Below are 12,803 nucleotides of genomic sequence, written 5' to 3' on the forward strand. Positions count from 1 at the left end.
GATGACGGCGGCGCGCACCCCGGCGGGCACGCGGCAGGCGAAGCGCCCCGACCTAGCGCGGGCCGCCGGCATCGCCCTGCGCGCGCTCGCCGCCATCGGCGGCGGCTACGCCCTCGCCGCCCTCTCGGCCCTCGCGCTCACCACCACCCTGCCGCTTGATCGCGCGGACGCGGTGCTCACTGGCATGATGGTCAGCTTCGCCGTCTATGCCGGCGCGGTCGTCTGGGTCTTCGCCGCGTCCAGCGCCGCCCGCGCCTGGGCCGGCATCGCCGCCACCGCCATCCTCCTCGCCGCCATCGCCATGCTCGGCCAGTGGCACAGCACGGGGCACCCCCTTCCGTGACGAGAGGGCTCCGATGAAAACCGGCTTCCGCCAGTCCATGGCCTGGCTCCACACCTGGTCGGGCCTTCTCGCCGGCTGGATCCTCTTCGCCGTTTTCCTCACCGGCACAGCCAGCTACTTCCGCCCGGAAATCACCCTTTGGATGCGCCCCGAGGCGCATGCCGTCCCGCCCGGCCTGCACTCCGTGCAGCCGATGGTGGACCATCTCAGCCGCATCGCCCCAACCGGCTTCACCCTCACCCTTCCGGACGAGCGCGACCCCACGGCGTCAGCCTTCTGGCGCGATCCCACCGCCGGCCGCCGCGGCTTCCGCCAGGCCGTGCTGAACCCCGCGAGCGGCGAGCCGCTCACCGCGCGTGAGACACGCGGCGGCGAGTTCTTCTACCGCCTGCATTTCCAGCTCCACTACATGTCGCCGATCTGGGGCCGCTGGATCGTCAGCTTCTGCGCGATGATGATGCTCGTCGCCATCATCAGCGGCATCGTCACCCATCGCCGCATCTTCGCGGACTTCTTCACCTTCCGCCCGCGCAAGGGCCAGCGCTCCTGGCTAGACGCCCATGCCGTCACCGCCACCCTCGCCCTGCCCTACCACCTGATGATCACCTATACCGGGCTGGTCACGCTGATGCTGATGCTCATGCCCTGGGGCACGCAGGTGGCCTACAAGGGCGACACCCGCGCCTTCAACGCCGAGCTCTTCGGCCGCACCGATCCCGGCCGCCCCGCCGGCCGCACGGAATCCCTCGTCCCGCTCGATCCCCTCCTCGGTGAGGCAACCCGCCTCTGGGGCGCCCCGCCCGAGCGCGTCACCGTCACCCATCCCGGCGACGCCGCTGCCCGCATCGAGATCTCCCGCGGCCCGAAAGACCGCCTTTCCGTCGAGCGCGACGTCATCGCCTTCAGCGGCACCACCGGCGCCGTCATCGGGCGGGAGGGACGCGACACCGCCGCCACGGCCACCCGCGGCGTGATGTACGGCCTGCATCTCGGCCGCTTCGCCGGCCCCGCCCTGCGCGCGATCTTCTTCCTGCTCGCCCTCGCCGGCACCGCCATGGTTGGCACCGGCCTCGTCCTCTACGCGGTCAAGGAACGGCAGGCCGCCGCCAGGGCAGGCCGCGCCGGCTTCGGCCTGCGCCTGGTCGAGGTGCTGAATCTCGCCACCGTCGCCGGCCTCCCCGTCGCCATGGCCGGCTTCCTTTGGCTCAACCGCCTCCTGCCCGTCACCACGCCCGATCGCGGCAATGCCGAGGTGGATGGCTTCTTCATCATCTGGGCCCTCTGCCTCCTGCACGCCGTCCTCCGCCTGGGCAGCCGTCGCGGCTGGGTGGAGCAGTTCGCCCTCGCGGGCGTGCTCGGCCTCGCGCTGCCGGTGCTGAACGCGCTCACCACCCACTCCCATCTCGGCATCACCCTGCCGGCCGGCGAATGGGTGCTCGCCGGGCTCGACCTCACCGTCGCTGCCCTCGGCGCCGCCCTTGCCCTCGCCGCGCTGTACCTCGCCCGCCACCAGCCCGCCCCCGCGCGCCGCCCCCGCCGCACCGCCTCCCTCAGCCCGGAGGCGGCCGAGTGATCCTCACATCCTTCGGCCTCACCTACGGCGCCTTCACCGCCCTCAGCCTTGCCATGGATCGCCACCAGCGCGACGTCTTCGGCCGCAAGCTGCCCCCGCACCGGACACGCGCGCTCCGCCTTCTCGGCTGGGGCGCGCTACCCCTCTCGCTCGTGCCCTGCATCCTGGTGCAGGGCTGGGCCATCGGCCCGGTGCTGTGGTGCGGGCTGCTGGCCCTCGCGGCCGGACTGCTGGTCCTGCTCATCCCCTACGCACCCCGCGCCGTGCCCGTCCTCGGCACCCTGCTGCCCGCCCTCGCCCTCGCTTTGCTGGCGGTCCAGGCTCCCTAAGCTCCCCGCCCACACTGCACCCTGAGCCGCCCGACACACCGGACGAAACGGAATCACGGGAGCTGCCTGCCTTCCCCGAGCGCCGCCCTTCGCCGGCTGCAACCCCGCCATGCCTTGCAACGACCGGATCGCGCGCGCATTTTCGCCAGATGGACCAGTCCGCCGGCGAAGCGCGCCGCATCCCCCTCCACGGCCCGGAAGACTTCGAAGGCATGCGCCGCGCCGGCCGCCTCGCCGCCGAGTGCCTGGACATGATCACCCCCCATGTCCGCCCCGGCGTCACCACCGGCACCCTCGACCAGCTCTGCCACGACTTCATGCTGGACAACGGCGCGGTGCCCGCCACCCTCGGCTATCGCGGCTACACCAAGTCCTCCTGCATCAGCATCAACCACGTCGTCTGCCACGGCATCCCCGGCGACCGCGTGCTGGTCGAGGGCGACGTACTGAACATCGACGTCACCCCGCTGCTCGATGGCTGGTACGGCGACAACTCGCGCATGTACGTGGCGGGCACGCCCTCCACCAAGGCGCGCCTGCTGATGGACGTGACCTACGAGAGCATGATGCGCGGCATCGCTGCCGCAAAGCCCGGCAACACGCTCGGCGACATCGGCCACGCCATCCAGTCCTATGTGGAAAAGCACCGCTTCTCCGTCGTCCGGGACTTCTGCGGCCACGGCGTCGGCCGCAAGTTCCATGCGCCGCCGAACATCCTGCATTTCGGCCGCCCCGGCGAAGGCCCGACGCTGAAGCCCGGCATGTTCTTCACCATCGAACCCATGGTGAATGCCGGCCGCCCCGAGGTGAAGGTGCTCGACGACGGCTGGACGGCGGTCACGCGGGACCGCTCCCTCTCCGCCCAGTTTGAGCACACGGTCGGCGTCACCGAGACGGGCTGCGAGGTTTTCACCCTCTCCCCCGCCGGCCTGCACAAGCCGCCCTACGCCGCTCCCGCCGGGGCATGACCCTCCCGCCCCGGCTGATCGAAGGGTATCGCGGCTTCCGCCATACCCGCTTCCGGCGCGAGCGCGAGAACTACGCCCGCCTGGCCGAGAAGGGCCAGAACCCCGAGATCCTGATGATCGCCTGCGTCGACAGCCGTGTCGCGCCCGAAGTCGTCTTCGACGCAGATCCCGGCGAGATGCTTGTCGTGCGCAACGTCGCCAATCTCGTCCCCCCCTACCAGCCGGACGGCGCCTATCACGGCACCTCCGCCGCGATCGAGTTCGCGGTGCGCACGCTGAAGGTCAACCACGTCATCGTCTGCGGCCATGCCTCATGCGGCGGCATCAACGTGTTCCGGCAGAACGCGCTCAAGGGCCAGGACACGACCGGCGGCGACTTCGTCGCCCAGTGGATGGAGATTGCTGCCCCCGCCACGCGCCTCGCCTGCGAGGGCGTGGATCCCCTCCACGACCAGACAGCGATGGAGCACGCCGCCATCCGCCAGTCCCTGATCAACCTCCGCACCTTCCCCTGGCTCGCCGAGCGCGAGGCCGCGGGCGAGCTCCACCTCCACGGCCTCCACTTCGCCGTCTTCGACGGTGCCCTCCTCATGCTCGACGAGCCGGCCGGCACCTTCTCCCCCGTCACGGACCCACTGCTCGCCTGATCCAGCGGCATCGCCCCTCCGCTCGGCCACCCTGCCCGGGCGGAGGGGCCTTGGCGGATGGACAAACCCCGCCGCCCCGCCCCATCCTCGCCGCTCACGATTCAGGGTGGACAGCTTTGCCCCGGAGGCCCGGCATGCAGGAGGCAAGCCCGCTTTTCGCCGCGCTGCTCGCCCCCGAAACCGCGTCCACCTCCCGCCGCAAGCCCGCCACCGCCGGATCCGCCGACCCGGCCCCGCCCGGCGCGGAGAGCCCCGCCCCCGGCCCCGAAGGCCACCGCAAGCGCCTGCGCGACAAGCTCCTGCGCGCCGGCCCCGACGCTCTGGCGGATTACGAGCTGCTGGAGATGCTCCTCTTCCTCGCCCTTCCACGAGTGGACACCAAGCCGCATGCGAAGCGCCTGATGGCCCGCTTCGGCACCTTTGCCCGCACCGTCACCGCCCCGGAGCCCGAACTCCGCGCCGTGGAGGGCATCGGCGACGCCGCCATCGCCGCCCTCCGCCTCGCCCGCGCCGCCGCTCTCCGCCTCCTGGCCGAGGAAGCCCGTGAACAGCCCATCCTCGGCGATGGCGAACGCCTCCTCGCCTATCTCACCGCCGCCCTCGCCCATGAGAGGGTCGAGGGATTTCGTGTCCTCTTCCTCGATAGCCGCAACCGCCTCCTGGCCGACGAAGCCCAGTCCCGCGGCACCGTGAACCACACCCCCGTCTACCCGCGGGAGGTCGTGAAGCGCGCCCTCGAGCTCGGCGCCACCGCGATCATCCTCGTCCACAACCACCCGAGCGGCGATCCAACCCCCTCCACCGCCGACATCGGAATGACCACCGAGATGCGCCGTGCGGCGGACACGCTGGGCATCGCGCTGCATGACCACATCATCATCGGCAACGGCCGCCACCTCTCGTTCCGCCGCGAAGGCCTGCTCTAGCCGCGGCTGCATTGCCGTCCCGACAGCGTCACAGGCATCCGGGCAATTGACCGACCGCCCCGGCACCCCCACCCTCCGACTATGCGCGCCCCCTCCGCGGCCTTCCTCCCCGTCCTCGCCCTCGCTGCACTGGTGCCCACGGCATCTGTCCGCGCGCAGCTGGTCATCGACCCGAACAAGCCGCCGCCCGCCGAGTCCGGCGCTCCCACCCCGCCGCGCCCGCGTGTCCCTGCCCCGCCACCACGCAACACCGCGCCCGCGCCCCCGGCCAGGCCCGCCCCCGCCACGCCAGCCCCCGCCACGCCAGCCCCTGGCGGCGACACCCCCGACCCCGCCGGCAAGCCCCCGCCGCTGCACGACATGCCGGACCCGGCCCCGCGCCGCCCCGGCCCGCCCTCGCGCCCGGAAACCCGCCCCGAATCGCGCGTGCAGCCCGGCTCGCCGCCCACCCCCGGCGCCCCCACCGGCAAGCCGCCGCCGCTCGACCCGAACGACGCCCCGCCCCCCGGCGCGGGCCGCGAGGTCTCCACCGGCACCGGCTTCGTCATCACCGATCGCCAGGCCCTCACCAACGACCACGTCGTGCGGGATTGCCGGACCGTCCGCGCCCGCACGGCCGAGGGCCGGGAGGTCACCGCCACGGTCCGCGCCCGCGACAATCGCCGCGACCTCGCCCTGCTCGACCTGCGCGAGGCCGCCGGCCCCCCGCTCACCTTCCGCGCCGAACCCGCCATCCGCCGCGGCGAATCGGTCGTCACCTACGGCTTCCCGCTGGCGGGCATGCTCTCCTCCGGGCCTACCCTGACCACGGGCGACATTTCCGCCCTCGCCGGCCTCGCCGACAACCGCGCCCATTTCCAGATCAGCGCCCCGGTGCAGCCCGGCAACTCCGGCGGCCCGCTGCTGGATCTCGCCGGCAACGTGGTGGGTATCATCACGAGCAAGCTGAACGCCCAGCGCGTCGCCCAGCGCACCGGCGACATCCCGCAGAACGTGAACTTCGCGGTGAAGACCGAGGAAGCCCTCGCCTTCCTGCGCGAGCAGCGCGTCACCCCGCGCACCGCCACCAGCGCCCCCGGCGCTCGCACCGCCGCCGAGGTGGGCGAGACGGTCCATCCCTCGGTGCTCTTCCTGCGCTGCCTGCGCTAGCCAGCGCGGGCGGTCCCAGGGGAGGCGCTGCCTCCTCTGGACCGGGAAGCCGAGTTTCCTTCGCCTGTCATCCTAGATGTTCGGCGAGGGTCCACGCCCGTCCGTGACAGCAGACATGCCATGTGCCCGCGGCTGAAAGCCGAAGGCACCCCAGCAATCACATAATGTCAGGAAAACCCGCCGAGCGGTCCGGGGTGGCCGCTGCCACCCCGGTGCAGGCAAAATCCCGCCGCCGCCCCAAATCCGGGAAGTAAAACTTCCTGGCGGCCACTCTCAGAGCGGCACAGTAGCGAACCACTCATTAGGCCGGGCAGCAGGAGGAGCCTCTCAGCCCCGCCGCGCCGCTCCGGCCACCTCGGCCGCGAAGGCCCGCGCATCCGCCGGCGCCGCGCGCCCGCCGCCGGCCGGCATGGTCACCTGCACCCGCAGGAACCGCCCACCGACCACGCCCACGCAAACCTGCCGCTCCACGCGCGTGCGCCCGAAGCTTCCCTCCAGCGCCGCACAGGAAAGATCCCCGCCCGGCACCGAAAGCGGCGTCCGCGATGCGATCGAGAGCTGCCGCCCCGTCCGGTCGGACGGCAGCGCCGTCGCCTCGGAAAAGGCCCGCTCGGCCTCAACCGGCAGTTCCGCCTGGGTGATCGTGGGCCGCCCCAGGTCGTAGACGAACACATAGGCCACGGCCACGCGCCGCGGCGTCACGTATTCCACCACCTTACCGGCACCCGCATCGCCCGGCGCCACATCCTGCACCACGCCGCGGTCGAACCCCGCGGCGTTCGCGGGTAGCCGCGCCAGCATCGCATCAACCGCCAGCCGCTCCTGCGGCGCCTCGGCCTGCTCGGTAGCGCAGCCGGCCAGCAGGCCCGCAGCCAGCAGTGCGGCCCCCAGCAGCCCGGCCTTCAGCCGCACCTGCGGCAGGCAGCGCCCCTCGGGAAGAGCCCCGGGGGTCGCCCCATGAAAGGCCGCGCTCAAGCCCGCGCCCTCAATGCGTGGAATGGGGCGCCGGCAGCCCCAGCCCGAGGTTCAGCGTCGCGTCCGCCATGATCAGCCCCTCCCAGAGCAGCTTCACGCCGATCCAGCCGATCAGCGCCACGCCCAGATAGGCGATCCACTTGTACCGATCCAGCACGCGCGCGAGCAGCCCGCCCAGAAGACCCATCATGACGATGGAAATCACCAGGCCGACGATCAGCAGCGTCAGGTTGTCCCGGGCCACAGCCGCCACCGCCAGCACGTTGTCGAGCGACATGGAAACGTCGGCGATCACGATCTGCCAGAGCGCCGCCATCAGCGTCTTGTCGTGGTGCGACGTCCCCTCGGCATCCTCCTCGTGCTTGGCCTTGCGCAGCTCGATGAGGAAGTTGATGGCGATGTAGAGCAGGGCCAGACCGCCCACGATGTCGATCCACCACAGCGCCAGAAGCTGCTGCGCGATGACGGAGAAGATGATCCGCAGCACCGCAGCCGCGATGATGCCGAACATCACCGCCTTGTTCCGCTGGCTCTCCGGCAGCCCCGCCGCCGCAAGCCCGATCACCACCGCGTTGTCGCCGGACAGGATAATGTTGAGCCACATGATCTGCAGCAGTTCCGGCAATGCCGAAGTGATCGATTCCATGAACGTCTCCGCTCAGGCCGCCATCCCGCAACGGAGAGGACAAGGCCTGGATTTCCCGTGAAAATCCGGGTGCGGCGCGGGCAAGGCCCCGGGACCGCGCCCGCGCGCGGAACCTAGACCGCCCCTCCTTCAACAAGAAAGCGCCGCCCGGTCTCCCGGACGGCGCTTTTCCCTTACATGGCAGCCACTTAATACAGCCGCCATCTTACCCCGTTCAGTGAGCGGCGCGCGGCGGCGCCGGTGCGCCCGACCACCAGGCACCAACCTCGCCAGACCCGGCCCAGACCATGTCCACGGCCACGTACAGGATCACCAGCAGGCCCACCCAGGCGATCCAGCGATGCCTCTCGAGCAGCCGCGCGATGAAGGTCGCCGCCAAGCCCATCAGCACCACCGAGATAGCCAGCCCGATGACGAGCACGTCCAGATGCTCCTTCGCCGCGCCGGCCACCGCCAGCACGTTGTCGAGCGACATGGACACGTCGGCCACTAGGATCTGGATGATCGCCTGCGTCAGCGTCTTCGGCTTGGCGCCATCGCCCGTACCAGCCGTCGAGGCCCCATCAAGGCCCGCCTCGGCCGCCGCGTGCTGCGCCTGCGAGTGCCGCAGCTCGCGATACATCTTCCAGCAGACCCAGAGCAGCAGAAGCCCGCCGAACAGCGTCAGCCCGACGATGGCCAGAAGCTGCGTCGTGATCGCGGCAAAGCCGATCCGCATGATCGTCGCCGCCCCGATCCCCCAAAGGATCGCCTTGCGCCGCTGCTCCGGCGGCAACCCCGCCGCCGCCATGCCGACCACGATGGCGTTGTCGCCCGCAAGCACCAGGTCAATGAGCAGGACCTGCCCCAGGGCGATAAACCAATCCGCTCCCATCCGTGATCCGCCTCTTCCGCTACCCCTGCCACACCGGCAGGGGCCGCAATGATTGATCGCGTCCCCGGCCCGGAACGGGGGGGAACGCCGGCCGCGCCGTCGCGGCCTGCCGCGTGCACGGCGGTTCGTGGCGCATAAACAATCGGCAATCCCACGGCAACCTCCAACGACAACCCGCCAGGGATCCGTCGCCGCCGCCGCGTGCAACCCGCCCGCACAAGCCCTAACCTGCCGCCTCCGCCAGCCCACGACGCCGGAGCGACACGCCCATGCCCAGCACACTTCGAATCCTCGGCCGCGTCTCCTCCATCAATGTCCGCAAGGTCCTCTGGACCTGCGCCGAGCTCGCCATTCCCTACACTCGCGAGGATTGGGGCACCGGCTACACCCCCACCAGCACGCCCGAATTCCTCCGGCTCAATCCAAATGCGCTCATCCCCGTCATCGAGGACGAGGAGGGCGTGCTGTGGGAATCCAACACGATCTGCCGGTACCTCGCCGCCAAGCACGGCCGCACCGACCTCCTCCCCGCCGAGCCCCGGGCCCGTGCCCTGGTCGAGCAATGGATGGACTGGCAGGCCGTGGAGCTGGCTGGCGCCGCCCGTCAGGCCTTTCACGGCCTCATGCGCAAGCACCCGGACTACCAAGACCCCAAGGTCATCGCCGCCAGCACGGAGGCCTGGAACGCCAAGATGCGGATCCTGAACGACCAGCTCGAACGCACGGAAGCCTTCGTGACCGGCGACTTCACCCTGGCCGACATCGTCCTCGGCCTTTCCCTCACCCGCTGGCTGAAAACCCCGATCGAGCGCCAGGATCTGCCGGCCATCCTCGCCTATCGCGACCGCCTCTCCACGCGCTCCGGCTTCGTCGAGCACGGCATGGATGGCCCGGCCTGACGCTGCGCTCCAACCTCACCCAGCGCGCGCCGCCTTCAGCTTTTCCACACCCCCGGGCAGAACCCCGCCGCAGCCGCGCGCGGTTGACGCCGCCCCGCCCCCCGGATACCGCCGCCCTGCCACCCCGGCCGCGCCCCCAGGCCCACGCGGCGCCGGATGCGCACCCGCCACAGGAGGCACCCCATGGTCCCGCGCTACACCCGCCCCCAGATGGCCGCGATCTGGGCCCCCGAGGCCCGCTACCGCATCTGGTTCGAGATCGAGGCCCTCGCCGCCGAGGCCATGGCTGATCTCGGCACCATCCCCCGCGAATCCGCCGAGACCATCCGGCGCGAGGGCGGCCAGCGCATCGCCAACATCTCCGGAGCCGATCTCGACCGCATCGACGAGATCGAGCGCGTCACCCGCCACGACGTCATCGCCTTCCTCACCTGGCTCGGCGAGGCCAATGCGAACGGCCCCGGCATGGGCGAGCACGCCCGCTTCATGCACCAGGGCATGACCAGCTCCGACGTGCTGGACACCGCGCTCAACCTGCAGATGGTCATGGCCGCCGATCTCCTGATCGAGGACATGGACGCCCTGCTGAAGGCACTCCGCACCCGCGCCGAGGAGCACGCCCTCACCCCCACCATCGGCCGCTCCCACGGCATCCATGCCGAGCCGACCACCTTCGGCATCAAGCTCGCCGGCCACTGGGCCGAATTCGCCCGCTGCCGCGCCCGCCTCGTCGTCGCCCGGCACGAGGTGGCCACCTGCGCCATCTCCGGCCCCGTCGGCACCTTCGCCAGCGTGGACCCGCGCGTTGAAGCCTTTGTCGCCGGCAAGCTCGGCCTCCGCCCCGAACCCGTCTCCACCCAGGTCATCCCGCGGGACCGCCACGCCGCCTATTTCTGCGCCCTCGCCGTCGCGGCCAGCGCGATCGAACGCCTGGCGACGGAAGTCCGCCACCTCCAGCGCTCCGAGGTCCGGGAAGCCGAGGAATACTTCCACCCCGGCCAGAAGGGCTCGTCCGCGATGCCCCACAAGCGCAACCCGGTCCTCTCCGAGAACCTCACCGGCCTTGCCCGCCTCGTCCGCGGCTACGCCATGCCCGCGCTGGAGAACGTCGCCCTCTGGCACGAGCGCGACATCTCCCACTCCTCTGTCGAGCGCGTCATCGGCCCCGACGCCACCATCGCGCTGGACTTCGCCCTCACCCGCGCCGCCGGCATGATGGAGAAGCTGACGGTCTATCCCGACCGCATGCGCGCCAACCTCGAAAGCCTCGGCGGCGTCGTCCACTCGCAAAAGGTCCTGCTGGCCCTCACCCAGGCCGGCATGTCGCGGGAACAGGCCTATGCCACGGTCCAGCGCAACGCGATGGCCACCTGGGAAAACCTCGGCCAGCCCGGCGCCCGCTCCTTCCGCGACAACCTCCTCTCCGACCCTTCGGTGACGGCCCTTATCCGCCCCGAGGAGCTGGACGGCGTGATGGACCCGCAGCGCGACTTCACCCATGTCCGGTCCACTCTCGCCCGCGTCTTCGCGCAGAACTGAGGCCGCCGGGCGGGGAAGGAAACGCTCCCTCCCCGCCCACACTCTCGCTCGCGGCCGCAACATTCGCCGCACCGCTGTCCGAAGCGCTGCCGTGCGCACGCACCCACATCGCCGGTTCCCGGCAGGTTCACCCCGGGCCATATCGAGCGCTGCCGCGGCCCTACTTGCCCGTGCCGGCAGCGCCCTCCCAAAAGCTTGATGGGCCCGGGCCGCAATGCGGCACCCCCCGCCTCCGTTCCGCCCAGATGGAAGCCCAGTCTCCTGGGCATCCCCAGCCGGAGCCCAACCGGGCCGGCCGTCCAATGGAGGAGCCAGAGATGACCCCGTCCCTGCCGCGCCCGACCCGTGCGGCGCTCGCCGTGGTGGCGCTCGCCGGCGCCGCGGCCGCCATGCCCAGCCCTGCCGGCGCAACCGCCGCCACCCCGCTGCCCATGGCATCCGGCGCGGTGCAGACCGTGCAGTACTACTACCCGCCGCCGGCCTATTACCCGCCGCCGCCGCCCCCACCGGGCTACTACCGCTACCGCCGCTGGCGCCGTCCGCCGCCGGTCTACTACGTCCCGCCGCCCCCGCCGCCGCGCTACTACGCGCCGCCCGGCGTCGGCCTCTACTACCGCTACTAGCCTCCCGACTGGGGTTAGCGGCGGGGCAGGGTCTCAGATCCCGCCCCGCTCGCTCCCTTGTGGCTGCGACCCGCCGACAGGCGCCAGCCCGCTGCCCGCGCAAGCTTGACCCCGCCCGGCCCCCACCGGACACTCCGCCCCGTGAGTGCCCGAACGCCGCGCTACCGACTCTCCGCCCTGGCCGGCCTGATCGCCCTCGCTGCGGTCCCGCACGCCCTCGCCCAACCGGCACCCCCGCGCCCCGCTGCCCCACCTGGTGCCCCGGCCAGTTGCGACCCACCTGCCGGCCCCCTCGCCGCGGCAACCTGCGCCGACCCCGCGGCCCGCCTCGCAGACCGCCGCCGCGCCCAGGCCTATGCCGCCCTCCGTCACCAGCTCGTCCCCGCCCAGCGCGAGGGCTTGGAGACCGACGCGCGCAGCTTTGAGGCCTTCCTCATCGCCAGCTGCCGGCCCGCCGACCCCGCCTGCCTCGCCCGCAGCAACGAGGCCAAGCGCGAGGACCTCCGCCGCTGGCTTCAGGGCCCCGCCCTCGAGGAGGCGGACCGCCCCGCTGCCGAAGCCGCCGCGCTGGACCGCCGCCTGGCCGCCCGCGCCATCCCTGCCGCCTTTGCCGTCGCGCCAACTGCCAATCCGGCCGACACCGACCCCCGCCGCGAAGCCATCGCGGCCCTCCAGCGAAGCGCCGGCTTGCCGTCCCACGGCTTCCTCGACGCCCGCACCGCCGCGCTCACGACCGCTCCTTCCGGTCAGGCCAGCGCCACCCCCGTGCCGCCCGCCACTGAACCCGGGCCGCAGCCGTCCGCACCACCCGCCGCCTCCGCGCAGGCCGCTGCCACTCACAGCACCGCCGCCCCCAATCCAGCCGTGCCCACCCCCGGCACAGCAGCGCCCGCCCAGCCAGCCTCCGCCCTATCCGACGCCCTCCGCGCTGCACCCCCGGACGCTGTCTGGCTCCCCCGCTTCCCGCCCGCCTTGAACGCCCGCTACGCCCTCGGCAGCTGCGCCACCACGGCCTCCTGGACCGGCACCGGCCTTCGCATCGAGGAGCGCCCCGTTCCTGGCGAGAACTACGAGATCTACGCCGACCCGCAGCGCTTCTACCTCCTCCCTCCAGGTGGCACGGCGCGCATCATCGAGGGCCTGCCCGACGGCACCCTCCGCCTCACCGGCACGATCCCGCCCGCTCTCGCCGCCCGCGGTGTAACCCCCGGCGCCGCACTGCGCCGCTGCAACCCCGGCGAAACCTCCGCCGCCCGCCCGTCCCCCCGAGCGCGCCCGTCCCCGGTGCGCTGACGTCCACCCTCCCGCACGA

General features: G+C 71.9%; 14 protein-coding genes. 11 read left to right on the top strand and 3 right to left on the bottom strand.

Annotated elements, in window-relative coordinates; translation table 11 throughout:
* Position 1 precedes the first annotated feature (1 nt).
* The 7 genes from ACVBD7_RS11220 (at position 2) to ACVBD7_RS11250 (ending at position 5,935) form a co-directional block, all read left to right on the top strand.
* Positions 2-343, top strand: a complete 342-nt coding sequence (locus tag ACVBD7_RS11220; protein WP_458097564.1) for a DUF3649 domain-containing protein — start codon at positions 2-4, stop codon at positions 341-343.
* A gap of 13 nt (positions 344-356) precedes the next feature.
* The gene (locus tag ACVBD7_RS11225; protein ID WP_458097565.1) at positions 357-1,916 is read left to right on the top strand and encodes a PepSY-associated TM helix domain-containing protein; all 1,560 of its coding nucleotides are present in this window, start codon (positions 357-359) and stop codon (positions 1,914-1,916) included.
* Positions 1,913-2,245 (top strand): DUF3325 domain-containing protein, encoded by a 333-nt coding sequence (locus ACVBD7_RS11230; protein WP_458097566.1) that lies wholly within the window; start codon positions 1,913-1,915, stop codon positions 2,243-2,245. The genes ACVBD7_RS11225 and ACVBD7_RS11230 overlap by 4 nt, the downstream gene beginning before the upstream one ends.
* A gap of 149 nt (positions 2,246-2,394) precedes the next feature.
* A complete protein-coding gene (gene map, locus ACVBD7_RS11235) occupies positions 2,395-3,213 on the top strand; it encodes a type I methionyl aminopeptidase (protein ID WP_458097567.1) in 819 nt (272 codons plus the stop codon).
* Positions 3,210-3,860: a carbonic anhydrase gene (locus ACVBD7_RS11240; protein WP_458097568.1), complete on the top strand. Its 651-nt coding sequence runs from the start codon at positions 3,210-3,212 to the stop codon at positions 3,858-3,860. The genes map and ACVBD7_RS11240 overlap by 4 nt, the downstream gene beginning before the upstream one ends.
* 134 nt (positions 3,861-3,994) lie before the next feature.
* Entirely contained in the window at positions 3,995-4,786 is a 792-nt protein-coding gene (gene radC, locus ACVBD7_RS11245) for a RadC family protein (RefSeq protein WP_458097569.1), read from the top strand.
* Between the two features lie 81 nt (positions 4,787-4,867).
* Positions 4,868-5,935 (top strand): S1C family serine protease, encoded by a 1,068-nt coding sequence (locus ACVBD7_RS11250; protein WP_458097570.1) that lies wholly within the window; start codon positions 4,868-4,870, stop codon positions 5,933-5,935.
* Positions 5,936-6,262: 327 nt separating this feature from the next.
* Here ACVBD7_RS11250 and ACVBD7_RS11255 read toward each other — a convergent pair whose 3' ends face one another.
* From ACVBD7_RS11255 to ACVBD7_RS11265, 3 genes are all read right to left on the bottom strand, one after another.
* Positions 6,263-6,910, bottom strand: coding sequence for a hypothetical protein (locus tag ACVBD7_RS11255; protein WP_458097571.1), 648 nt, complete (start codon positions 6,908-6,910; stop codon positions 6,263-6,265).
* A 10-nt stretch (positions 6,911-6,920) separates the two neighbouring features.
* On the bottom strand, positions 6,921-7,556 hold the full coding sequence (locus ACVBD7_RS11260; RefSeq protein WP_458097572.1) for a TerC family protein: 636 nt from the start codon (positions 7,554-7,556) through the stop codon (positions 6,921-6,923).
* Between the two features lie 214 nt (positions 7,557-7,770).
* Positions 7,771-8,430, bottom strand: a complete 660-nt coding sequence (locus tag ACVBD7_RS11265) for a TerC family protein (RefSeq protein WP_458097573.1) — start codon at positions 8,428-8,430, stop codon at positions 7,771-7,773.
* Positions 8,431-8,699: 269 nt separating this feature from the next.
* Between ACVBD7_RS11265 and ACVBD7_RS11270 the strand changes: the two genes are divergently transcribed.
* The 4 genes from ACVBD7_RS11270 to ACVBD7_RS11285 all read left to right on the top strand — a co-directional run bounded on the left by ACVBD7_RS11270 (position 8,700) and on the right by ACVBD7_RS11285 (position 12,784).
* Positions 8,700-9,329: a glutathione S-transferase family protein gene (locus ACVBD7_RS11270; protein WP_458097574.1), complete on the top strand. Its 630-nt coding sequence runs from the start codon at positions 8,700-8,702 to the stop codon at positions 9,327-9,329.
* A 183-nt stretch (positions 9,330-9,512) separates the two neighbouring features.
* Positions 9,513-10,868, top strand: a complete 1,356-nt coding sequence (gene purB, locus ACVBD7_RS11275) for an adenylosuccinate lyase (RefSeq protein ID WP_458097575.1) — start codon at positions 9,513-9,515, stop codon at positions 10,866-10,868.
* A gap of 317 nt (positions 10,869-11,185) precedes the next feature.
* Positions 11,186-11,491 carry a hypothetical protein gene (locus ACVBD7_RS11280; protein WP_458097576.1) on the top strand — a complete coding sequence of 102 codons (306 nt, stop codon included), beginning with the start codon at positions 11,186-11,188 and terminating at the stop codon, positions 11,489-11,491.
* Positions 11,492-11,632: 141 nt separating this feature from the next.
* Complete coding sequence (locus tag ACVBD7_RS11285) at positions 11,633-12,784, top strand: hypothetical protein (RefSeq protein ID WP_458097577.1); 1,152 nt, start codon at positions 11,633-11,635, stop codon at positions 12,782-12,784.
* Positions 12,785-12,803 lie beyond the last annotated feature (19 nt).

The sequence above is a fragment of the Roseomonas sp. WA12 genome, assembly GCF_054165765.1.

Bases quoted from the DNA above. Each gene is read 5' to 3' on its own strand.
- ACVBD7_RS11220 (WP_458097564.1), top strand. From the start codon at position 2: ATGACGGCGGCGCGCACCCCGGCGGGCACGCGGCAGGCGAAGCGCCCC.
- ACVBD7_RS11225 (WP_458097565.1), top strand. From the start codon at position 357: ATGAAAACCGGCTTCCGCCAGTCCATGGCCTGGCTCCACACCTGGTCG.
- map (WP_458097567.1), top strand. From the start codon at position 2,395: ATGGACCAGTCCGCCGGCGAAGCGCGCCGCATCCCCCTCCACGGCCCG.
- ACVBD7_RS11240 (WP_458097568.1), top strand. From the start codon at position 3,210: ATGACCCTCCCGCCCCGGCTGATCGAAGGGTATCGCGGCTTCCGCCAT.
- radC (WP_458097569.1), top strand. From the start codon at position 3,995: ATGCAGGAGGCAAGCCCGCTTTTCGCCGCGCTGCTCGCCCCCGAAACC.
- ACVBD7_RS11250 (WP_458097570.1), top strand. From the start codon at position 4,868: ATGCGCGCCCCCTCCGCGGCCTTCCTCCCCGTCCTCGCCCTCGCTGCA.
- ACVBD7_RS11260 (WP_458097572.1), bottom strand. From the start codon at position 7,556: ATGGAATCGATCACTTCGGCATTGCCGGAACTGCTGCAGATCATGTGG.
- ACVBD7_RS11265 (WP_458097573.1), bottom strand. From the start codon at position 8,430: ATGGGAGCGGATTGGTTTATCGCCCTGGGGCAGGTCCTGCTCATTGAC.
- ACVBD7_RS11270 (WP_458097574.1), top strand. From the start codon at position 8,700: ATGCCCAGCACACTTCGAATCCTCGGCCGCGTCTCCTCCATCAATGTC.
- purB (WP_458097575.1), top strand. From the start codon at position 9,513: ATGGTCCCGCGCTACACCCGCCCCCAGATGGCCGCGATCTGGGCCCCC.
- ACVBD7_RS11280 (WP_458097576.1), top strand. From the start codon at position 11,186: ATGACCCCGTCCCTGCCGCGCCCGACCCGTGCGGCGCTCGCCGTGGTG.